We start from the raw sequence: 23,653 nt of genomic DNA on the forward strand, positions 1-23,653 counted from the left end.
GTTGGGTTTTCTTGCTTATTTCAAAGCTTTTTGTGCGTCTTCAATCATGAGTTTGGTTGATTCAAGACCGCCGCCACTTAGATACCAGAGGTCTGGTGTTAGTTGGATAATTTTACCATTTTTAGCGGCAGGAGTTTCAGCGATGAGGGCATTTTCTAGGACGCCATCGTTGCTTGAGTTGTCCCCACCAATGGCAAGGGTGCGGTTGATGACAAAGAGGATGTCAGGATTGATTTCTTTGACACTTTCAAAGCTGACTTCCTGTCCGTGGCGAGAGTCTTCAAATTGAGTGTCAGTTGGCTTGAATTTCAAAGTTTGGTACAAGAAAGAGAAACGAGATTGGGCACCAAAGGCAGCCATTTTTCCTTCATTGAGGAGGATAGCAAGGGCTTTTTTGTCAGAACTTTCGTTTTTAGTAGCGACTTCTTGGATACTCTTATCCAGGTTTGCCAATTCTTCTTTGGCTTTCTGTGTACCAGTTTCACCAAAGGCACTTGCTAGAGATTCGATGTTGGCCTTGGTAGAAGTCCAGTAGTCGTCCTTACTTGCTTGGAAGAGCACGGTTGGAGCAATCTCTTTGAATTTGTCTACGAATTTTTGGGTACGTGGTGAAGCGATAATTAGGTCTGGTTCAAGAGCAGCGATGGCTTCTAGGTCTGGCTCAACCATGGAACCCACATTGTTGACATTTCCTGCAAGATCTTTTAGGTAAGTCGGCACAGTTTTTGTAGGCATTCCGACGATATTCTTTTCAAAACCTAAAGCGCGAATAGTATCCGCAGCACCGAGGTCAAAAGTCACAATCTTTTCAGGAACCTTTGAAAGTTTGACCTCATCTAGTGAACTTTTAATAGTTATCTCTGTTGGAGCAGAGCTACTTGTCTCTGTCTGGCTAGTGCTTGAGTTTGTATTTGTACTACATGCACCAAGTAAGAGCAAGAAGCTGACAGCTAGGGCAGTGAGATAAAGTTTAAGGGATGTTTTCATGATTTCTCCTTTTTAAAATATAGTAACGATGTAGGGGGTCTCTTAAATAGGTTTGTTAGCTAAGAGACAGAGGGTTCTCTAACATGAGTTCAGAATAGCTAGCTATAGATACAGATCTTTTTGCCATTGATATCAGCCAGTGTGATGGGAATCTCATAGAGTTGACTGAGCAGATCAGCCTGCATGATTTGAGCAGTCGTTCCCTTGCAAAAGACTTGACCGTCTTTAAAGGCAACAATTTCATCCGCATACTGGCTAGCCATATTGATATCGTGGAGGACAATGACAATGGTCTTCCCTAGTTCCTCCACCAGTCGCCGAAGGATCTGCATCATGCTGACACTTTGCTTGATATCTAGGTTGTTGAGCGGTTCGTCCAGCAAGATAAAGTCTGTATCCTGGGCCAGTACCATGGCGATAAAGACACGTTGGAGCTGTCCGCCAGACAGACTATCGATGTATCGGTCTTTTAGGTTGGTCAGTTCCAGATAGTCTAGAGTTTCTTGGATTTTTTCCCAGTCTTCCGCCCTCAGTCGACCACGGCTGTAGGGAAAACGTCCAAAGCTGACCAATTCTTCTACAGTCAATTTGGCTTGGTAATTGATCTTCTGCTTTAGGATGGTGAGTTCTTTGGCCAGTTCTTGCGAATTCCAGCTTTCGATTTCCCGGCCTTTAATACTGAGAATCCCCTGATCTTTCTTGGTCAGTCTGCTCATGATGGAGAGAAGAGTTGATTTCCCGGCGCCGTTTGGACCAATGAAGGCTGTCAGTTTCTGAGGACTGACTTCAAGGGAAATGTCTTGCAAAATATCCTGTTTTTGAATGGATTTGTCAATGTTTTCCAGTTTCACTGACGTGCCCTCCTGTAAAGTAAGATAAAGAATAAGAGACCACCCACACTCTCGATGATCATGCTGATGCGAATTTCCAGCGCAAAGACTCGTTCGATGAGGGCTTGCCCCAAGGTCAAACTAATAAATCCAATCAGAATGGCTACGATAAAGAGCAACTTGTGCCGATAATCTTTGACAATCAGGTAGGTAAGATTGGCTAGCATAAAGCCGAAGAAGGCCATAGGCCCTACCAAGGCAGTCGCTGTTGAGGTCAAGAGCACGATGCCCCAGAGGAGTTCTCTCTGTTCTTTTTCAACATCGAGTCCAAGTATCTGAGCCGTTTCTCTTTGCAGGTGCAAGACATCCAGAACGACTGCTTTTCGAAAGAAAAAGATTGTCAAGGCGAGGATGATCAGAGAACCGATGGCTAGGATGGAAGTGTTGAGATGCTGAAAGGAGGCAAAGAGAGTGTTCTGCAGTTTATCGTATTCATTTGGATCCATCAGGACTTGGAGGAAGGTACTGATATTTCGAAAGAGACTTCCCAGGGCTAGGCAGATTAGCAGAATGAAAACCAGATCTTGCTTCATCAGCGTCTTCAAGTAGCCTTGTAAGGCGAGAAAGAAGAGGGATTGAAGCAGAAGCAAGATTAGAAATTCTAAGACAGGCGACTTTCCAAGCTGTAGAAATTTGCTTTCAAATATTAGTAGCAGGGTTTGTAGCAAGACATAGAAGGATTCGATTCCCAAAATACTTGGCGTCAGAAAGCGATTTTCCGTCAGGGTTTGAAAACTAATGGTCGAAATCCCTGTCGCGACGGCTACCAAGAGATAAACGATGATTTTTTGGGAACGTAGCTTCCAGGCAAAGGAAGATAGATGGGTGATGGGCCAAAAGTAGAGAAGACAAGCTCCAATGGCCAGAATAATGAGAAGGCAGAAGAGCTTGGTATGTTTGCTTTTAAACTGCATCTTTTTGTCCCCCTCTCCAGAGAAGTAGGATAAAGACGAGGCTACCGATGATTCCTAGTAGGAGACTGACAGACAGCTCATAGGGCCGAATCAAGACTCGAGAGAGGATGTCGCAGGCCAGAACCAGATTGGCTCCGACCAGAGCGACCATGAGTTTAGTTTGGCTCAGATTATCTCCATAGCGCTTGCGGACAAGATTGGGAACGATGACCCCGAGAAAAGGCAAGGCGCCCACAGTAATCATGGTGACACTTGTCGTTAGCGCCACTAGAAAGAGGGCCAGCTTTTCAAGTAGGGAGTAAGAAATCCCCAAACTCTCACTGGTTTCCTTGCCCAGATTCATGATGGTGAAGGTTTGGGATAATTTCCAAACGGCTATCAGGATAATGAGGCCTAAGAAGAGCCACTCATACTGATGGGTCTGAATCATGGAGAAGGAGCCCTGGGTCCAAGCAGTCATACTCTGAACCAGATTGAAACGATAGGCGATAACTTCTGTGATAGAACCGACAATCCCACTATAGATGATCCCAATTAAGGGCAACATCCATCTTTCCTTTACAGAAAAAATAGTCATAAAGGCTAGGAAGAAGAGAGTAAATAAGATGGAAGAGCCAAAAGCAAAGAGCATCTTTTGGGTCAGACTCGCAGACGGAAAGACAAAGAGGCTTAACACCATTCCCAGTTTGGCGGCTTCTGTCGTTCCGACTGTGCTCGGAGCAGCAAACTGATTTTGAGTGATGGTCTGCATGAGGAGTCCTGCCATACTCATACTGGAGGCTGCAAGGAGAATGCTGATAGTTCTTGGAAGACGCGACTCTTGAAAGAGAAGCCAAGTCTGTTGGTCAAAAGCAAAGAATTTTTCCCAAGAAAAATCACTGGTTCCAATGGTAATGGAGAGAAAGACCAGGAGTAGAAGTAAGCCTGTTAAAATATGAGAAAGTTTCATGCCCCGTCCTTTCATGTAGATTTGCTATAAAAATACCCTTGGAGATAATGTAACCACGATTTCTTTAATCTGTCAATAAATTTTCTGACAATTTAATGTAAAAAGAAAGAAAAATTTCTGAAATTACATCTGCCCCTCTCTTTTATTGGAAAACTGAGTAAAAACCAATCCACCTTCCCACTATCCTTCTCCTATAAAAAGTGGTAAAATGGAGGACAGAAAGAAGGAACTGATATGACAACATTATTTTCAAAAATCAAAGAAGTAACAGAGCTTGCTGCAATCTCAGGTCATGAAGCGCCTGTCCGGACTTATCTTCGTGAAAAGTTGACACCACATGTGGATGAAGTGGTGACAGATGGCTTAGGTGGTATTTTCGGTATCAAGCATTCAGAAGCTGCCGATGCACCACGCGTCTTGGTCGCATCTCACATGGACGAAGTTGGTTTTATGGTCAGCGAGATTAAGCCAGACGGAACCTTCCGTGTGGTTGAAATCGGTGGCTGGAATCCTATGGTGGTCAGCAGCCAACGCTTCAAACTCTTTACTCGTGACGGTCGTGAAATTCCAGTGATCTCAGGTTCTGTTCCTCCACATTTGACACGTGGAACAGGTGGACCAACTATGCCAGCAATTTCAGATATCATTTTTGATGGTGGTTTTGCAGACAAGGCTGAGGCAGAAAGCTTTGGTATCCGTCCTGGTGACACCATTGTCCCAGATAGTTCTGCTATCTTGACAGCCAATGAAAAAAATATCATCTCAAAAGCTTGGGACAACCGCTACGGTGTCCTCATGGTGAGCGAGCTTGCAGAAGCTTTATCAGATCAAAAACTGGGAAATGAACTCTATCTTGGCTCTAACGTCCAAGAAGAGGTTGGTCTGCGTGGTGCTCATACTTCCACAACCAAGTTTGACCCAGAAGTCTTTCTGGCAGTTGACTGTTCACCTGCTGGTGATGTTTATGGTGGTCAAGGCAAGATTGGGGATGGAACTTTGATTCGTTTCTATGATCCAGGTCACTTGCTTCTCCCAGGTATGAAGGATTTCCTTTTGACAACGGCTGAAGAAGCGGGCATCAAGTACCAATACTACTGTGGAAAAGGTGGAACGGACGCTGGAGCAGCTCACCTGAAAAATGGTGGTGTCCCATCTACAACTATCGGTGTCTGTGCTCGTTATATCCACTCTCACCAAACTCTCTACGCGATGGATGACTTCTTAGAAGCCCAAGCCTTCTTGCAAGCCTTGGTGAAAAAATTGGATCGTTCAACGGTTGATTTGATTAAAAATTATTAAGCATAAGGGAGGTGATCAGGATGGCAGAACCAAACCTAGAAAGCCTTATAAAAGATCTCTATAATCATGCCCGTCAGGGCTTGAGTGAAGAGTTAGTCGCTGCTCTCCTAGAGACTGCTAAGAAACTGCCTACTACAAATGAGCAGTTATTAGCAGTCCGTCTCTCAGGTCTGGTCAATCTTGAATTGTTCAGAAATCCCAAACACCCAGCACCTGAGTTGATCAACTTGGCTCGCTTTATCAAAAGGGAAGAAGCCAAGTACAGGGGCACTGCAGTTTCTGCTATCATGTTTGGAGAACTCTTTAAAATGCTTTGATTCACAATGGAATCAAAGCATTTTTTATATGTCAGAAAAAACATTTTTGATGAGGAAATGAAAAAGCCATCCCATTCAGGATAGCTTCTTGGCACTTATACTCAATGAAAATCAAAGAGCAAACTAGGAAACTAACCGCAGATTGCTCAAAACACGGTTTTGAGGTTGTGGATAGAACTGACGAAGTCAGTAACATATATACGGCAAGGCGACGTTGACGTGGTTTGAAGAGATTTTCGAAGAGTATTAGATTTGTTCAGCAATGACCTTTTCGGCTAGATTCATAGCATGGTCAGACACACGAGTGTAGTGGGAAATGATGTCGATAAAGTTGACTCCAGCTTGTGTAGAACACTCACCTTTGTTAAGGCGTTTGATGTGAGTCTTTCTGAGAACGCGTTCCATATTGTTGATTTCTTTATGGCGTTCAATCAGACTTTGAGCTTTTTCAATATCATTATTTTCCACACTATCAAGGGCATCCTTGATAAATGCAGTTGTTGCTTGATAAATCTCAGCTAATTCCTCTAAAGCAGCATCAGAAAATTGAACATTCTTACGTTGGAGGTAGTCTGTTAGGTTGAGCAAGCCTTCTGCGTGGTCCCCAATCCGTTCCAAATCACGAGATGAATCCAGAATGTTGGTCAAGACTTCACTTTCCTTTTGGCTCAAGGATTCGCTTGAGAGTCTGATGAGGTAACGAGTGAGTTTTTCATCGATGGTATTGATGGCTTCCTCTGTCTTGTGCCCTTTTTCAGCTACCTTTTCATCCAAACCGATGATATAGGTATAAGAAAGGTCAAAAGCTTTGGTTGCATAGTTCCCCAAGTGCAAGAGTTCTTTTTTGGCATTTCCTAGAGCGATGGAAGGAGATTGCTGGATAAGTTGCTCGTCGAGATAGAGGGGCTCGTACTTGACAACCTCGTCTTCACCAGGGATGAGCTTGGTTACAAAGTAGGCCAAGGCTCCGATGAATGGAAATTGTACAATGGTGTTACTTACGTTAAAGGCACCGTGAGAGAAGGCGATTGTCATCTCAGGTGAGAGGTGAAGGAGTGCCTGGAAGTACTCGATCATAGCAGTGAAAGGGCCTAATAAGATTAAGCAAAGAATAGTTCCTAAAACGTTAAAGGTAACGTGGGTTGCCGCAACGCGTTTCGCTGAGACATTGGCTCCAGCTGCCGCAATGATAACGGTTAGAGTTGTCCCGATATTATCCCCGAAGAGAACCGGTAGCGAACCTTTAAGGTCAAGGAAGCCACCTGCATAGAGACCTTGTAGAATCCCGATAGTTGCCGAAGAGGCCTGAATGAGGACGGTAATCACTGCACCGGCTACTACTCCTAAAATAGGATTTTGTCCCAAGGTTACCATATACTCCTTGAATTGTGGTAAATCTTTAAGCGGGCTCATACCGGCACTGATGAGGTTGAGGGCGTAGAAGATTCCCCCGACACCAAACAGGATGCGCCCGATATTGTTTGCTGTTCTGTTTTTTGTAAAGAAGAGGAACATGGTTCCAAGGAAAATCAAGGGTAAAGCATACTCACCAAGCTTGAAACCGATGATAAAGGATGTAACGGTGGTTCCGATGTTGGCTCCCATGATAATTCCGATAGCCTGTCTAAGGGTTAGAAGACTAGCGCTGACTAGCCCAACCGTGATAACTGTAACCCCTGTACTTGACTGAATCAGGGCAGTCACGACGATTCCGACTAGAACACCTAAAAAGGGATTGCTAGTGTACTTGTCAATGTAAAAACGAAGGCGATCTCCAGCAGCTTGTTGCAAACCGTCTCCCATGGTCTTGATACTGTATAAAAACAGTCCTAGACCTCCTAAAAAGTGAAATAAAATTTCCTGCCAATTAATGGACATTTCTTTTTCCTCCGAAAAATAATAACGGAATTTCTCCTATTCTATTTTAAAGGATAAAAGTAAATCTCACAAGTGTTTAGCTGAAATTTTCATAAGAAACAAGAACTTTCGTTTAAAATGAGAGATAGATTACCTATAAGAGAAATGATTTATAGGATTGTGTCCAAATTTTACTGATTATTATCCTAGTTATAGTTTTTATGTTAAATAGATTGACATCGCTTTCATATAGGATAAAATGAAGATGATCCTGTTCTGGTGGTGTGCACTGAGAACAGTTACTTTTTATCAAAAAGTAAAGCGCTTACTTTATATTTTATTAGGAGGATAAGATGAAAGATCTATTTTTTGAAAAACGTTGCCGTTACAGTATTCGTAAGCTGTTAATCGGAGCTTGTTCCTTGATGATTGGTTCAGTTCTATTTGCGAGCCCAGCTCTTGCCGAACAAGTCGCAGTCCCTGAAACAGCTGCAAATACGAGCGCCCAAGCTACAAGAGCTAGTGAAACAGCTAATCCAGATACTGCAGCCCTTGAAAAACAATTAGAGGAAACAGAGAACAAAGTAGCTGAGCAACCAATTTCAGAAAACACTCCAGCAATAACGGATTTGGTCAATGAAAAAGAAGAGGCAAAACCCGCTCCGGCAGATAAAGCTGAAAAACCTGCTCAACCAACTGAAAAAGAAGAAGTCAAACCAGAGGAAGCTCCTCAAGTGGCTGAGAAGAAAGCCGACAAACCGACTCTAGCAGACGTTCCTAAAAATGAGGAAAAGAGTCTCCGACCAAAAGAAATCAAATTTGATACTTGGGAAGATTTATTAAAATGGGAACCGGGTGCGCGTGAGGATGATTCCATCAACCGTTCCTCAGTTGAACTCGCCAAGCGTCATAGAGGCCAGTTGGTTAATGAAAAAGCAAGCAGAAGAGCCAAGGTTCAGGCGCTGGCAAATACCAACTCAAAGGCCAAAGACCACGCTTCTGTTGGTGGAGAAGAATTCAAGGCCTACGCTTTTGATTACTGGCAATACTTGGATTCAATGGTCTTCTGGGAAGGTCTAGTTCCAACTCCAGATGTCATTGATGCAGGCCACCGCAACGGAGTTCCCGTTTATGGAACCCTCTTTTTCAACTGGTCAAATAGCATTGCCGACCAAGAGAAATTTGCAGCTGCCTTGAAACAAGATGCAGATGGCACCTTCCCAATTGCACGCAAACTCGTTGATCTTGCTAAGTACTATGGCTTTGATGGCTATTTCATTAATCAGGAAACAACGGGGGAATTGGTAGCACCTCTTGGTGAAAAAATGCGCCAATTCATGCTCTATACAAAAGAATATGCAGCCAAAGTCAACCACCCAATCAAGTATGCTTGGTACGATGCCATGACCTACAAATACGGTCGTTACCACGAAGATGGTCTAGGTGATTACAACTACCAGTTCATGCAAAAAGAAGGAGACAAAGTTCCTGCGGACCAATTCTTTGCCAATTTCAACTGGAACAAGGAAAAGAATGACCACTCCGTAGAGATGGCCAAATGGCTAGAACGTAGCCAGTATGATGTCTTTGCAGGCTTGGAATTGCAACAAGGTGGTTCTTATAAGACCAAAGTCAAATGGGATGCCCTCTTAGATGAAAAAGGCAAGTTGCGTTTGTCACTTGGACTCTTTGCACCAGATACGATTACCAGTCTAGGAAAAACAGGCGAAGACTACCACAAGAATGAAGACATCTTCTTCACAGGCTACCAAGGAGATCCAACGGCTCAAAAACCAGCAGATAAAGAGTGGTATGGGATTGCCAATTTAGTTGCGGACCGCACACCAGCAGTTGGCCGAACCTTCACGACCTCCTTTAATACAGGTCATGGTAGAAAATGGTTTGTAGACGGTAAAGTTTCTAAGGATTCTGAGTGGAACTACCGTTCGGTTTCGGGTGTCTTGCCAACATGGCGCTGGTGGCAGACTTCAACGGGGGAAAAACTTCGTGCAGAATACGACTTTACAGATGCCTATAATGGAGGGAACTCCCTTAAATTCTCAGGTGATGTAGCTGGTAAGACGAACCAGGATGTGAATTTGTATTCTACCAAACTAGAAGTAACTGAGAAAACCAAACTTCGTGTTGCCCACAAGGGAGGAAAAGGCTCTAAAGTTTATATGGCCTTCTCTACGACTCCAGACTACAAATTTGAGGATGCAGTTGCATGGAAAGAACTGACTCTCTCTGATGACTGGAAGAATGAAGAATTTGACCTCAGCTCACTAGCAGGTAAAACCATCTATGCAGTCAAACTCTTCTTCGAGCATGAAGGAGCTGTAAAAGATTATCAGTTTAACCTAGGTCAATTAACCATTTCAGATAATCACCAAGCACCACAAGCGCCTACAGGCCTTTCTGTGGTGAAACAATCTCTTAAAAATGCCCAAGAAGCTGAAGCAGTGGTCCAATTTGCTGGTAACCAAGATGCGGATTTCTATGAAGTCTACGAAAAAGACGGTGATAACTGGCGTTTGTTGACAGGTTCATCTGCTTCAACCATCTACTTGCCAAAAATTAGCCGTTCTGCTAATGCGACTGGTAGGACTCAGGAACTGAAAGTCGTTGCAGTTGGTAAAAATGGCCTCCGTTCTGAGGCTGCAACTGCGTCATTCAACTGGGGGATGACAGTTCAGGATACAACTCTCCCAAGACCTTTGGCTGAAAATATTGTTCCAGGTGCAAAGGTTATCGGTAGCACTTTCCCAAATACTGAAGGCGGGGAAGGCATCGAAGGCATGTTGAACGGTACGATTACAAGTCTGTCAGATAAGTGGTCTTCAGCTCAGCTGAGCGGTAGTGTGGATATTCGCTTGACCAAGCCACGTACCGTTGTTAGATGGGTCATGGATCATGCGGGAGCTGGTGGTGAGTCTGTTAACGACGGTTTGATGAACACCAAAGATTTTGACCTTTACTACAAGGATACAGACGGTGAGTGGAAACTAGCTAAGGAAGTCCGTGGCAACAAAGCACACGTGACAGATATCACTCTTGACAAACCAATTACTGCCCAAGACTGGCGCCTAAAAGTTATCACTTCAGATAATGGGACACCTTGGAAGGCCATTCGTATATACAACTGGAAGATGTACGAAACACTAGATACAGAAAGTCAAAATATTCCAATGGCTAAGGTAGCGGCCCGTTCACTTGGAAACCATCAAGTTCAACTAGGTTTCTCTGATGTTCCAGCGGGTGCAACTATCGCCGTTTACGACAAGGCAGATTCACAAACACCGATTGCAACTTTGAAGTCTGAAACTGGAGGCGACTTGGCAACAGCACCATTGGGCTTTGACAAGCAACCAACTCTCCTCTACTATCGTACCCAACTACCTGGCAAAGAAATCAGTAACACCTTGGCAGTAGCGATTCCACAGGATGAGAGAAAAATTGCTGCAGTTAGCCTTGAAAAAGGACCTAAGAAGACGGTTTACAAAGAGGGAGAAAAACTTGACCTTAGAGGTGGAACCCTCCGTGTTCAATACGAAGGGGGACAAGCCGATGAGCTGATTAACCTTACTCACTCAGGTGTGACAGTATCTGGCTACAACGCTCATCAAAAAGGGGAACAAAAGCTCACAGTTAGCTATCTTGGACTTCCAGTAAGCGGTGACTTGAAGGTACAAGTGACTGGTCAAGATGAAGGAAAACCAAAGGAAGTAGCAGGTCTGTACATTACTCAGAAACCGAAAACGGACTATCTAGTAGGAGAGCAACTGGATCTTGCAGAAGGGCGCTTCGGCGTTCTCTATGATGATGAGACAGAAGAAAGCCATGCCTTCACAGATCAAGGTGTTGAAATTATGGGCTACGATGCTCAAAAGACTGGTCGTCAGACCTTGACCCTTCATTACAAGGGACACACAGCTGAGTTTGATGTCTTGGTTTCTCCAAAAGCAGCTGTCAACGATGAGTACCTCAAACAAGAAATCACTGCTGCCCAAGGCCGTCAGTCAACTCTTGCCTACACCTTCTCAAGCGAGAACAAACAAGCAGCACTAGTAGAGAAGCTCAATGCAGCGAAAGCTGTTGCAGAAAACCATGATGCCAGTCAAGAAGAGGTCAACAAAGCTTTGAATGAGTTGAAACAAGCAGGGACAGCCTTGGATGGAAATCAACGTTATCAGACTGCTAGAGAAGAGTTGGAAGGCTTGCTCGAATCCGTCCGTGAAAAAGATCCTAAAGCTGAATTGATTGACCAAGCAGAAACTTTGTTGGCTTCAGAGATGCCAACTCCACAGGCTTTTGCGGAAATGAAAGAAAAGCTAAATAAGAAACTAGCTCCTGCAGAAGAAAGCCATCATGTTGGTAGCATGGATCCAAATGAAGTGGCCCCGACGGTTAAGGCCCTCCCTGAACTAGTTATTGAAACTGAAACAATAGCCTATGAACGTCAGGAGCGACCAAATGCAAGCCTTCTAAAAGGTCAACATCAACTTGTCCAAAAAGGAGAAGAAGGTCAAGTTCGCCACTTTGTAGAAGTAGATAGCCAAGGCAAACGCACTCTTCGTTCGACTGAGGTAGTCAAGGAATCAATCCCAGAAATCACCGAAGTTGGTACAAAAGTTCTATCAAGCAACCAACCAGCTGAAGGTGTGAAAGATTTAGTTCTAGAAACTCCGAAACTGGAAGTTGAAGAAGTTTCAGTTGCCTTCGAACATCAGGAACGACCAAATGCAGCCCTTCTCAAAGGCAAACGCCAGCTAGTTCAAGCAGGCGTTGAAGGTCAAGTTCGTCGCTTTGTAGAAGTTGATGCTCAGGGCAAACGCACCCTTCATTCTACTGAGGTTCTCAAGGAAGCCCTTCCAGAAATTGTTGAAGTTGGAACGAAAGAAGAGCAAGTCTCACAAACAAGGGATCAAGCGCTCTCAGCAACACCAGCAAAAGTTGAAGAAACAAACATAGAGCTCCCAAATACGGGAGCGACAAGAGATGCTAGTCTAGTAGCGCTAGGACTCCTCGGCCTAATGAGTGGCTACGGCTTGCTTGCTGGAAAGAAGAGAGAAGACTAATCAGATTTACGAATCTTGGATTTTCTCATAAAAATAAAAAAACAAGGTTTGACTGTAGATTAGTCAGACCTTGTTTTTAGTTTTGAAATTGAAGAGTAAATTTGAAGCTAGATTTTTGTTATTCAATTCCTTGGATAAATTTTTGAAAACGATAGGTGTCGAAATAAATATTGGATGCAACTAATTTATCAAACTCATCGAATTTCAGAAATTCTGCGACATCCAGTTCGAGTTCTTTTCCTTGAGGAGAATGTAGACGGTAGCGATTTAAAGCTGAGACTGTTCGACCATCAACAAGTAATTGCTTCACTTCAAGATGCTGGCTCAAAGCATAGAATTGGCCTGCGCCTTGCAAATAAATATCACGTCCTTGTCGAATTTCTATACTATCGCACATGCCATAATCAAAGTTTTCAGCTACGAAATCTTCCCAGCCTCCCTCATTTACTGCCGTAAAATAGCTTTCTGCAAGTGTTTTTGTATCCATTTGGAACCTCCTGTAAAATAATTGGGCTAAGATGAATATCATGAAATATTTTGCCCACTTAAGAGTATACAAAAGGCAATATGACTACAGGTTGTCATATTGCTGAAGATTTTTTTTGAGAGTACTGACCAGTAGATTTTGTAAGTGACTTGGAGATACGACCTTTACTTGATAACCAAAGCTTAAGAGTAAATCAAAAAATGCGGGAGTTAAAGCTCTGAATGCCTGAACTTTTATTATTTCGTCCTCGACTCTGATTTCTTCTTCCGTGAAGTGATCGTAGATTTTTGGGAGTGCAAATCTTGTAAAAACTAGTTCGATTTCTTCTCTTTGCCCCTCCACTTTATGTTTTGGGGGATTTAAAAAAAGCTCTAACTTTTCTTGAGATAAACGTGGATAATCGAATGGTTTATCTTTTATCTCCACTAGTTCTAGTTCACGAATTCGAGTTAATTTAAAAATACGAAAATCTAATTTTTCTAAGCAGTAACCGATAACATACCAAGCATTCAGTTTATAGATCAATCTGTATGGAATAACTGTTCGCTGACTTTTCTCTTGTTTTTTCGAATAGTAAGAAAAAGAAATCATCTGTTCAGTTTGTATCGCTTCCTCAATTTCTAGTAAATAATTTGTATTAAGAGTCCAGGAACTGAGATCAAAGTAAAAAGGACTGTTTGCTCTTGTAATTTCTTGAGAAGACAGCTTGTGTTCGATACTGTCAAGACTTGAATGACCAACGATTTTACTAACATTTTGGCTCATATTAATGATAAACTGTCTCTCTTCCTCAGTGAAAAAGTTTCTGTCTATCTTATAGTCGCTTGGTATATAGAAACCTCCCTTATCTCCACGTTCCGAATAGATTGGGATTCCCGCTAAACTGAGTGTATCCATGTCCCTATATACAGTTCGAGTAGATATTTCAAACCTCTCTGCAATCTCTTTAGCTGTTATCCTCTTCTTATTTAAAAGAGACAGTAAAATATAGATTAGTCTTTCTAATTTCATGGTAGCAATTCCCCTTCTTTTAATCTCAAATAGCACAAACTGAAGAAACTATTTTAGTTATATTGTATAATAAGAAACCTAGCAATTCAAAAAGAAGGACTGTAGAGTTTGGAATATTAAGGATTAAAATGTTAGAAAAAGAATGGTATAGAAGTAATTAGGCAGATCAATCAAGAAATTTTCCTAAATTATTCCAACCGAATTATGTGAAAATTTCTATTTCCCTTACTGAAATCCTAGGTTTTTAGGTTAATAGATAGAAGAATGAACAAGAAAAGTTTAGGGTTTTTCTATCTCTTTTGAGGATTTTGTGATATAATTAACACGTATAAAAAAAGAAGGAGTCATATCTAATGGCAAAATTGACTGTTAAAGACGTTGACTTGAAAGGGAAAAAAGTTCTCGTTCGTGTTGACTTCAACGTACCTGTTAAAGATGGCGTGATTACCAATGACAACCGTATCACTGCAGCTCTTCCAACTATCAAGTACATCCTTGAACAAGGTGGACGTGCAATCCTCTTCTCTCACCTTGGACGTGTAAAAGAAGAAGCAGACAAAGAAGGTAAATCACTTGCTCCTGTAGCTGCTGACTTGGCTACTAAATTGGGACAAGAAGTTAAATTTATCCCAGGTGTTACACGTGGTGCTGAATTGGAAGCCGCTGTTAACGCTCTTGAAGATGGACAAGTTCTCTTGGTTGAAAACACTCGTTTCGAAGATGTTGATGGCAAGAAAGAATCTAAAAACGATCCTGAGCTTGGTAAATACTGGGCATCACTTGGAGACGGTATCTTCGTAAACGATGCATTTGGTACAGCTCACCGTGCACACGCATCTAACGTTGGTATCTCAGCAAACGTTGAAAAAGCAGTTGCTGGATTCCTTCTTGAAAACGAGATTGCTTACATCCAAGAAGCAGTTGAAGCTCCAGAACGTCCATTCGTAGCGATTCTTGGTGGTTCAAAAGTTTCAGACAAGATTGGTGTTATCGAAAACTTGCTTGAAAAAGCTGATAAAGTGCTTATCGGTGGTGGGATGACTTACACATTCTACAAAGCTCAAGGTATCGAAATCGGTAACTCACTTGTAGAAGAAGACAAATTGGATGTTGCGAAAGCTCTTCTTGAAAAAGCAAACGGCAAATTGATCTTGCCAGTTGACTCAAAAGAAGCAAACGCATTTGCTGACTACACTGAAGTGAAAGACACTGAAGGTGAAGCAGTAGACCCAGGTTTCCTTGGTTTGGATATCGGTCCAAAATCTATCGCTAAATTTGACGAAGCTTTGACTGGTGCCAAAACAGTTGTATGGAACGGACCTATGGGTGTATTTGAAAACCCTGACTTCCAAGCTGGTACAATCGGTGTCATGGACGCTATCGTGAAACAACCTGGTGTTAAATCAATCATCGGTGGTGGTGACTCAGCTGCTGCAGCCATCAACCTTGGCCGTGCAGACAAGTTCTCATGGATCTCTACTGGTGGTGGAGCATCAATGGAACTCCTTGAAGGTAAAGTATTGCCAGGACTTGCAGCTTTGACTGAAAAATAAATAGTTTAACTAAAGGAAGATGGTGTGACCATCTTCTTTTTAATTTAATTTATAAATAGGTGGAATTTTTCTATAAATAAAAAAAGAGTAAATATTTGCATCCTGCCTTGTAAAGTGCTAGTATAAAAAGTAACGACTAAATTTAGATAAGGAAAAGGATTATAATGAAAAATAAAAAAGAAGTCTATGGATTTCGTAAAAGCAAAGTTGCGAAAACGTTGTGTGGTGCTGTTTTAGGAACTGCTTTGATTGCTTTTGCAGACAAAGCAGTATTTGCTGATGAAGTTACAGAGACAACTAGTACAAGTACAGTTGAGGTAGCTACTACAGGGAACCCAGCCACAAATCTACCTGAAGCTCAGGGTGAAATGAGCCAAGTTGCCAAAGAAAGCCAAGCTAAGGCTGGTTCTAAAGACTCAGCTTTGCCAGTAGAAGTATCATCAGCTGATTTGGATAAAGCAGTTGCTGATGCAAAATCTGCAGGAGTTAAGGTGGTTCAAGATGAAACAAAAGACAAAGGAACAGCTACAACTGCTACAGAAAATGCTCAAAAACAAGATGAAATTAAAAGCGACTATGCTAAACAGTCTGAAGAAGTAAAGACAACGACTGAAGCATATAAAAAGGAAGTCGCAGCTCATCAGGCTGAAACAGATAAAATCAATGCTGAAAACAAAGCAGCGGATGACAAGTACCAAAAAGATCTAAAAAGTCATCAAGAAGAAGTTGAAAAAATCAACACTGCTAATGCAACAGCTAAAGCAGAATATGAGGCTAAGCTAGCACAATATCAAAAAGATTTAGCAACTGTCAAAAAAGCAAATGAAGATAGTCAACAGGATTATCAAAATAAACTTTCAGCTTACCAGACAGAATTAGCTCGAGTACAAAAAGCTAATGCTGAAGCTAAAGAGGCTTATGATAAAGCAGTAAAAGAAAACACAGCTAAAAACGAAGCGCTTAAAGCTGAAAATGAAGCTATTAAACAGCGTAATGAAACTGCAAAAGCAACTTATGAAGCAGCGATGAAGCAGTATGAAGCAGACCTTGCAGCTATTAAGAAAGCTAAAGAGGATAATGATGCTGATTATCAAGCTAAATTAGCAGCTTATCAAACAGAATTGGCACGTGTTCAAAAGGCTAATTCTGATGCAAAAGTAGCCTATGAAAAGGCTGTTGAAGAAAACACAGCTAAAAACAATGCTATCCAAGCTGAAAATGAAGCTATTAAACAACGAAATGAAACAGCCAAGGCAACTTATGAGGCTAAAATAGCACAATACGAAAAAGACTTGGCAGCAGTCAAACAAGCGAATGCAGCTAACGAAACAGACTACCAAACTAAGTTAGCGGCTTATCAGACAGAACTAGCTCGTGTTCAAAAGGCAAATGCTGATGCTAAAGCAGCTTATGAGAAGGCTGTTGAAGAAAACACAGCTAAAAATGCAGCGCTCCAAGCTGAAAACGAAGAAATCAAGCAACGGAATGCCGCGGCTAAAACTGACTATGAAGCAAAATTAGCTAAATACGAAGCTGATCTTGCCAAATATAAGAAAGAGTTGGCTGAGTATCCGGCTAAGTTGCAAGCTTATGAAGCTGAGCAGGCCAAAATTAAGGCAGCTATGGCTTTAGCAGAATCAAAGAAGAATGAAGATGGAAACTTGAGTCGCCCAAGTGCTCAAAGTTTGATTTTCAAATCGGAGCCTAATGCTGAACTTTCATTGACTACAACTGGTGAATTTGTTAGCTATACTGGCATGGAAGCAGCTGTGAAGAATACTGCAGAATTTGCCAATAAACTCTTCCAGTTGGATAACTTTAAAGTAACAGACATTCAAAATGCTAACTACCAGACAAACAAACAGGAAAGCTTTGGTACAGTCGGTAAGTATTCTGAGTACAATTCAAATGTAACAAGTGGTAAGGGACCAACTGAATGGTCTTCAGTCCTGCTGAAACGAGGTCAGTCTGCAACAGCAACTTATACGAATCTTCAGGGGACTTACTATCAAGGGAAAAAAGTTTCTAAAATCGTCTATACTTATACTCTTGATCCTAGTTCCAAGTTCCGCAATGATAAGGCTTGGTTGGGAATTTTTAAAGACCCAACGATGGGGGTTTTCGCTTCGGCTTATACTGGTAATACAGAAGATGCTACCTCTCTCTTCGTTAAGACTGAGTTTCAATTCTATGATGAAGATGGTCAAATTATTAATTTTGACAAGGCCTTGATGTCTGTAGCGTCTCTTAACCGCGAAGCAAACTCAATCGAGATGGCTAAAGATTATACTGGGAATTTCATCAAAATTTCGGGTTCTTCAGTTGGTGAAAAGAACGGCCAAATTTATGCGACAGAATCTGAAAACTTCAAAAAAGGAGTTGGTGGTTCCCGCTTCACCATGTATAAGAATAGTCAACCAGATTCTGGTTGGGATAATGCAGATGCACCAAACTCTTGGTATGGTGCGGGAGCAGTGGAAATCTCAGGTCCTTCAAATAGTATGACTATCGGAACAATTTCGTCTTCAGAAGTGTTGGGACAGCCTGCAGCGAATGATCCACGTAGAGCAGAGAAATTATCTCCCAAAAAGCCAAATATTTGGTTTGCGATTAACGGAAATGTTCGAGCAACTAATTTGCCAACCATCACATTAGAAAAACCAACTCCGCCAGTAGAACCAACTGCACCACAAGCTCCTACTTATGAGACAGAGAAACCATTGGAACCAGCTCCAGTAGCACCAAGCTACGAAAATGAGCCAACACCACCGGTAAAAACTCCAGATCAACCAGAGCCATCAAAACCAGAAGAGCCAACATATGAGACAGAGAAACCATTGGAACCAGCTCCAGTAGCACCAAGCTACGAAAATGAGCCAACACCACCGGTAAAAACTCCAGATCAACCGGAGCCATCAAAACCAGAAGAGCCAACATATGAGACAGAGAAACCATTGGAACCAGCTCCAGTAGCACCAAGCTATGAAAATGAGCCAACTCCACCGGTAAAAACTCCAGATCAACCAGAGCCATCAAAACCAGAAGAGCCAAATTATGATCCATTGCCAACTCCGCCGGTAGCACCAACTCCTAAGCAGTTGCCAACACCACCAGCGGTGCCAACAGTTCACTTCCATTACAATCGTCTTTTTGCACAACCTCAGATTAATAAAGAAATTAAAAATGAGGATGGAGTAGATATCGATCGTACTCTAGTTGCTAAGCAGTCTGTAGTGAAGTTTGAGTTGAAAACAGAAGCGTTGACAGCTGGTCGTCCAAGAACAACTTCATTTGTATTGGTAGATCCACTTCCAACTGGCTATCAGTTTGATTTGGAAGCAACCAAGGCTGCAAGCAAAGGTTTTGAAACAAGCTATGACAAAGCTAGTCACACTGTAACCTTTAAGGCTACTGAGGAGACATTGGCAACATACAATGCTGATTTAACTAAACCTGTTGAAACTCTTTATCCAACGGTTGTTGGTCGTGTCTTGAATGATGGGGCGACTTATACAAATAACTTTACCTTGACAGTCAACGATGCCTATGGTGTCAAGTCAAACATTGTTCGTGTAACGACTCCAGGTAAACCAAATGATCCTGACAATCCAAATAACAACTACATCAAGCCTTTGAAAGTTAACAAGAACAAGCAAGGTGTGAATATTGATGGCAAAGAAGTTCTAGCTGGTTCAACGAACTACTATGAACTCACATGGGATTTGGACCAATACAAGGGAGATAAATCTTCTAAAGAAGCGATTCAAAATGGTTTCTACTATGTGGATGATTATCCAGAAGAAGCCTTAACCCTTCAACCAGAATTGGTTAAGATTCGTGATCTAGAAGGCAACCTTGTATCAGGTGTCAGCGTTCAAAAATATGACAGTTTAGAAGCTGCGCCTAAGAAGGTTCAAGAGCTGTTGAAGAAAGCAAACATCACTGTTAAAGGTGCTTTCCAACTCTTCTCAGCTGATAATCCAGCTGAATTCTACAAGAACTATGTAGCAGCAGGAAAATCATTGCTCATCACAGATCCGATGACAGTTAAACCTGAATTTGGTCAAACGGGTGGTAAGTATGAAAACAAAGCCTACCAAATTGATTTTGGAAATGGCTATGCTACAGAAGTAGTTGTCAACAATGTACCGAAAATCACACCTAAAAAAGATGTGACAATCAGTATGGATCCAAGCAGTGATAATATCGATGGCCAAACAATTCCATTGAACCAGTACTTCAATTATCGTTTAATTGGTGGTTTGATTCCACAAAATCATTCTGAGGACTTGAATGACTATAGTTTTGTAGATGATTATGACCAAAAAGGTGATCAATACACTGGAAACTATAAAGTTCTTGCCAAGGTTGATATCCGATTGAAAGACGGTCGTGTTATCAAGGCAGGGACAGACTTAACCGCTGAAACACAGGTTGAACATGTTCAAGATAAGGGAATGATTACCATTCGATTCAAGGAGGAATTCCTTCAAGAGATTCAGTTGGATTCTCCATTCCAAGCTGAGACTTATATTCAAATGAAACGAATTGCAGTCGGAACCTTTGAAAATACCTATGTAAATACTGTGAACAAAGTTGCTTACGCTTCAAATACAGTTCGCACGACAACGCCAGAACCTAAGAAACCAGAGGAGCCAACAACTCCTACTCCAAATCCAAAAGGTAACCCTACTCTACCTCAAACAGGTACAAATGATTCAAGCTACATGCCATATCTTGGTCTAGCAGCTTTAGTAGGAGTTTTAGGACTTGGTCAGTTGAAACGTAAAGAAGACGAAAGCAACTAAGCTCTAAAAGTTAAATAGAAAAGAGGAACTTTGTTTCCTCTTTTTCTTGTAGCTTGAATTAAAAACGCTTCCTATTGATTTTGGTTCATAAAATCAACTAATTTATGTTAAAATGGTAGTAGAAAGTTGAGATTATGAGTTATTTTAAAAAATATAAATTTGATAAGTCACAGTTCAAGCTTGGTATGCGAACCTTCAAAACAGGGATTGCCGTATTTATAGTTCTCTTGATTTTTGGTTTTTTTGGCTGGAAGGGGCTTCAAATTGGAGCGTTGACAGCGGTCTTCAGTTTACGAGAGAGCTTTGATAAGAGTGTCCATTTTGGAACTTCGCGTATCTTAGGAAATAGTATTGGCGGTTTTTACGCCCTTGTCTTTTTCCTCTTAAACACTTTATTTCATGGAGCCTTTTGGGTAACCTTACTAGTTGTTCCGATTTGCACCATGTTAACCATTATGACAAATGTTGCCATGAACAACAAGGCAGGAGTTATCGGTGGTGTAGCGGCTATGTTGATTATTACCCTATCAATACCAAGCGGAGAAACATTTTTGTACGTGTTTGCGCGCGTATTTGAAACATTTATGGGAGTTTTTGTCGCAATCCTTGTAAATTATGATATTGAGCAACTGAAACTCCTTTGGGAGAAAAAAAGAAAATAATGTTACATTTTATGACATTATTCGTTGACGTATGTCTTTTTTTAGACTATAATAGACAGGAAGAAGGAAATTGTAAATGAAGGAAAGAGAATTTCGCCGAAATATGGCTGTTTTTCCTATCGGCAGTGTTATGAAGTTGACCGATCTCTCGGCGCGTCAGATTCGTTATTATGAAGATCAAGAGTTGATCAAACCTGATCGAAACGAAGGGAACCGTCGCATGTATTCGTTGAATGACATGGATCGTCTGCTTGAAATCAAAGATTATATCTCTGAAGGTCATAATATTGCTGCGATTAAGAAAAAATATGCTGAACGCGAGGCGAAGTCCAAGAAAGCCGTGAGTCAGACGGAAGTGCGTCGTGCACTTCACAATGAACTCCTCCAGCAGGGGCGCTTTGCTTCAGTACGGTCACCCTTTGGTCGCGGTTAGGCAATCGCAAGTAGTCATATATTAAGGAGAAAACCCATGCCAATCACAGCTGCAGATATTCGTCGTGAAGTCAAGGAAAAAAATGTTACCTTTATCCGTCTCATGTTTTCAGATATTCTGGGAACCATGAAAAACGTCGAAATTCCTGCTACAGATGAACAGTTAGATAAGGTCTTGTCAAACAAAGCCATGTTTGATGGCTCTTCTATTGAAGGTTTTGTACGTATCAATGAGTCAGATATGTACTTGTACCCAGACTTGGATACATGGACAGTCTTCCCTTGGGGAGATGAAAATGGAAGTGTTGCAGGTTTGATCTGTGATGTCTATACAACAGAAGGCGAACCCTTTGCAGGTGACCCTCGTGGTAATCTGAAGCGTGCACTTCGTCATATGGAAGAAGTAGGATTCAAATCTTTCAACCTTGGTCCAGAACCAGAATTCTTCCTCTTTAAGTTGGATGAAAATGGGGATCCAACACTTGAAGTAAATGACAAGGGTGGCTACTTCGACTTGGCGCCTACAGACCTTGCAGACAATACGCGTCGTGAAATCGTTAATGTCTTGACCAAAATGGGATTTGAAGTAGAAGCGAGTCACCACGAGGTTGCGGTTGGACAACACGAGATTGACTTCAAGTATGATGAAGTCCTCCGTGCCTGTGACAAGATTCAAATCTTTAAACTTGTTGTTAAAACCATTGCTCGTAAACACGGTCTTTACGCAACCTTCATGGCGAAACCAAAATTTGGTATCGCTGGATCAGGTATGCACTGTAATATGTCCTTGTTTGATGCAGAAGGAAATAATGCCTTCTTTGATCCAAATGATCCAAAAGGAATGCAGTTGTCTGAAACGGCCTACCATTTCCTTGGCGGTTTGATTAAGCATGCTTACAACTATACTGCTATCATGAACCCAACAGTTAACTCATACAAACGTTTGGTTCCAGGTTATGAAGCGCCTGTTTACATTGCTTGGGCTGGTCGTAACCGTTCGCCACTTGTGCGCGTACCAGCTTCACGTGGTATGGGAACTCGTCTTGAGTTGCGTTCAGTGGACCCGATGGCAAACCCATACATCGCTATGGCAGTTCTATTGGAAGTTGGTTTGCATGGTATTGAAAACAAAATCGAAGCACCAGCTCCTATCGAAGAAAATATCTATATCATGACAGCGGAAGAGCGTAAGGAAGCTGGAATTACTGACCTTCCATCAACGCTTCACAACGCCTTGAAAGCCTTGACTGAGGATGAAGTGGTCAAGGCAGCCCTAGGTGAACACATCTACACTAGTTTCCTTGAAGCCAAACGTATCGAGTGGGCTAGCTATGCAACCTTTGTGTCACAATGGGAAGTTGATAATTATCTTGATTTGTATTAAGAACATAAAAAAGATTGTCTGATTGGGCAATCTTTTTTATTGTTGCAAAAATTTAAATGGATTTTGACGCTGTTTTTAGTATAGTTATTATATAGAAATACAGAAAATGAGAAAGAGTGAATTATGCATTAAAAAGAAATAATATTCTGAAAATAACTAGAAAATGACGTTCATAAATTTTCGTTATACCTATTTAATGCAGTAGTGTGGCGGGTTTAGCGTGGGAAAGAAAAAAGTTTACAATTTGACAACATATTTCTTGAAATACGAATTAGTAAATGATAAAATGTTTTTTGGAATGGATGAGTTTCGGAGAGTTTATAAATTATTTACTATATTATTTACTCAAGTTCTACTCGCCATATTTCATTAAAAAGGAAAGGAGATTCTATGCAAAAAGATAAGTGGTGGCTTCCGTTTTTAGCAGTGGGAGTCATCATCGGATTGTCGGTGGGTTTGATTTATTATACTAGACCCGCTAAGGACGGAGAAGTAGGGACTTCATCAGTTTCGCAATCAACTTCAAGTGCTGAGAACAATACTGCCTTGAGTCTAAAAGGTCAACAACTTCCAGAATTTAAAATGACTTCTCAAGACGGTAAATTGGTTGCTAGTTCAGAGCTGTATGATAAACCTATGTTAATTGTCGAATGGGCTAGTTGGTGTCCTCATTGTCAGAAACAACTACCCATTGTTCAGCAGATGTATGAAAAGTATGGTGAACAGATCAATTTTGTTTTACTAAATATGAACGAACCTGGTAAAGAAACAAAGGAGAGTGCTGATCGATACATTAAGGAAAAAGGATACACTTTCCCTTATTACTATGACGAAGATCAATCAGCGGCAGATCTATTACAGGTTCAGACCATACCAAGTATGTATTTTGTAACCAAAAAGCAAGAAGTAAAAAATGTATTGGTTAATCATTCCGATGCGGAAAGCTTTTCTAAAGAGTTGCAAACACTACTCAACTAACATATATCTACTATAGAAAAGGGGGAAGAAGAAATCACAATAGGATT

The 23,653-nt window shown here is 41.5% G+C and carries 16 protein-coding genes; 9 read left to right on the top strand and 7 right to left on the bottom strand.

Annotated features, from left to right (window positions below; genetic code table 11):
* Positions 1-15: 15 nt before the first annotated feature.
* From DG474_RS01835 to DG474_RS01850, 4 genes are all read right to left on the bottom strand, one after another.
* The gene (locus DG474_RS01835; RefSeq protein ID WP_033629342.1) at positions 16-987 is read right to left on the bottom strand and encodes a siderophore ABC transporter substrate-binding protein; all 972 of its coding nucleotides are present in this window, start codon (positions 985-987) and stop codon (positions 16-18) included.
* A gap of 98 nt (positions 988-1,085) precedes the next feature.
* Positions 1,086-1,838, bottom strand: coding sequence for an iron ABC transporter ATP-binding protein (locus tag DG474_RS01840; RefSeq protein WP_125389147.1), 753 nt, complete (start codon positions 1,836-1,838; stop codon positions 1,086-1,088).
* Complete coding sequence (locus DG474_RS01845) at positions 1,835-2,791, bottom strand: iron chelate uptake ABC transporter family permease subunit (protein ID WP_001159839.1); 957 nt, start codon at positions 2,789-2,791, stop codon at positions 1,835-1,837. The genes DG474_RS01840 and DG474_RS01845 overlap by 4 nt, the downstream gene beginning before the upstream one ends.
* Entirely contained in the window at positions 2,781-3,740 is a 960-nt protein-coding gene (locus tag DG474_RS01850; protein WP_255778586.1) for an ABC transporter permease, read from the bottom strand. The genes DG474_RS01845 and DG474_RS01850 overlap by 11 nt, the downstream gene beginning before the upstream one ends.
* Before the next feature lie 234 nt (positions 3,741-3,974).
* Here DG474_RS01850 and pepA point away from each other — a divergent pair, with 234 nt between their 5' ends.
* Together pepA and DG474_RS01860 are read left to right on the top strand one after the other, a co-directional pair.
* Positions 3,975-5,039: a glutamyl aminopeptidase gene (pepA, locus tag DG474_RS01855; RefSeq protein WP_255778589.1), complete on the top strand. Its 1,065-nt coding sequence runs from the start codon at positions 3,975-3,977 to the stop codon at positions 5,037-5,039.
* Between the two features lie 20 nt (positions 5,040-5,059).
* Positions 5,060-5,356, top strand: coding sequence for a bacteriocin immunity family protein (locus tag DG474_RS01860; protein ID WP_255778590.1), 297 nt, complete (start codon positions 5,060-5,062; stop codon positions 5,354-5,356).
* A gap of 246 nt (positions 5,357-5,602) precedes the next feature.
* Here DG474_RS01860 and DG474_RS01865 read toward each other — a convergent pair whose 3' ends face one another.
* Positions 5,603-7,234 carry a Na/Pi cotransporter family protein gene (locus DG474_RS01865; protein WP_049501505.1) on the bottom strand — a complete coding sequence of 544 codons (1,632 nt, stop codon included), beginning with the start codon at positions 7,232-7,234 and terminating at the stop codon, positions 5,603-5,605.
* 332 nt (positions 7,235-7,566) lie between these two features.
* Here DG474_RS01865 and DG474_RS01870 point away from each other — a divergent pair, with 332 nt between their 5' ends.
* Positions 7,567-12,291: an endo-beta-N-acetylglucosaminidase gene (locus tag DG474_RS01870; protein ID WP_255778593.1), complete on the top strand. Its 4,725-nt coding sequence runs from the start codon at positions 7,567-7,569 to the stop codon at positions 12,289-12,291.
* Positions 12,292-12,409: 118 nt separating this feature from the next.
* On the opposite strand, the gene DG474_RS01875 is transcribed toward DG474_RS01870, so the two are convergent.
* Entirely contained in the window at positions 12,410-12,778 is a 369-nt protein-coding gene (locus DG474_RS01875) for a hypothetical protein (protein ID WP_025168475.1), read from the bottom strand.
* An 84-nt stretch (positions 12,779-12,862) separates the two neighbouring features.
* Positions 12,863-13,789 (bottom strand): helix-turn-helix transcriptional regulator, encoded by a 927-nt coding sequence (locus DG474_RS01880; protein WP_084938854.1) that lies wholly within the window; start codon positions 13,787-13,789, stop codon positions 12,863-12,865.
* Between the two features lie 353 nt (positions 13,790-14,142).
* On the opposite strand from DG474_RS01880, the gene DG474_RS01885 reads away from it, so the two are divergent.
* The 6 genes from DG474_RS01885 (at position 14,143) to DG474_RS01910 (ending at position 23,606) form a co-directional block, all read left to right on the top strand.
* Entirely contained in the window at positions 14,143-15,342 is a 1,200-nt protein-coding gene (locus tag DG474_RS01885) for a phosphoglycerate kinase (protein WP_001096776.1), read from the top strand.
* A 164-nt stretch (positions 15,343-15,506) separates the two neighbouring features.
* Positions 15,507-20,150, top strand: coding sequence for an antigen I/II family LPXTG-anchored adhesin (locus tag DG474_RS01890; RefSeq protein WP_255778610.1), 4,644 nt, complete (start codon positions 15,507-15,509; stop codon positions 20,148-20,150).
* 134 nt (positions 20,151-20,284) lie between these two features.
* Entirely contained in the window at positions 20,285-20,812 is a 528-nt protein-coding gene (locus DG474_RS01895; RefSeq protein WP_255778619.1) for an FUSC family protein, read from the top strand.
* Positions 20,813-20,888: 76 nt separating this feature from the next.
* Positions 20,889-21,245, top strand: coding sequence for a transcriptional repressor GlnR (gene glnR, locus DG474_RS01900; RefSeq protein ID WP_000664333.1), 357 nt, complete (start codon positions 20,889-20,891; stop codon positions 21,243-21,245).
* Positions 21,246-21,281: 36 nt separating this feature from the next.
* Positions 21,282-22,628 (top strand): type I glutamate--ammonia ligase, encoded by a 1,347-nt coding sequence (gene glnA, locus DG474_RS01905; protein ID WP_001122885.1) that lies wholly within the window; start codon positions 21,282-21,284, stop codon positions 22,626-22,628.
* Between the two features lie 390 nt (positions 22,629-23,018).
* Positions 23,019-23,606: a TlpA family protein disulfide reductase gene (locus tag DG474_RS01910; protein WP_001168154.1), complete on the top strand. Its 588-nt coding sequence runs from the start codon at positions 23,019-23,021 to the stop codon at positions 23,604-23,606.
* Positions 23,607-23,653 lie beyond the last annotated feature (47 nt).

The sequence above is a fragment of the Streptococcus oralis genome (assembly GCF_024399415.1).
Classification (GTDB): domain Bacteria; phylum Bacillota; class Bacilli; order Lactobacillales; family Streptococcaceae; genus Streptococcus; species Streptococcus oralis_CS.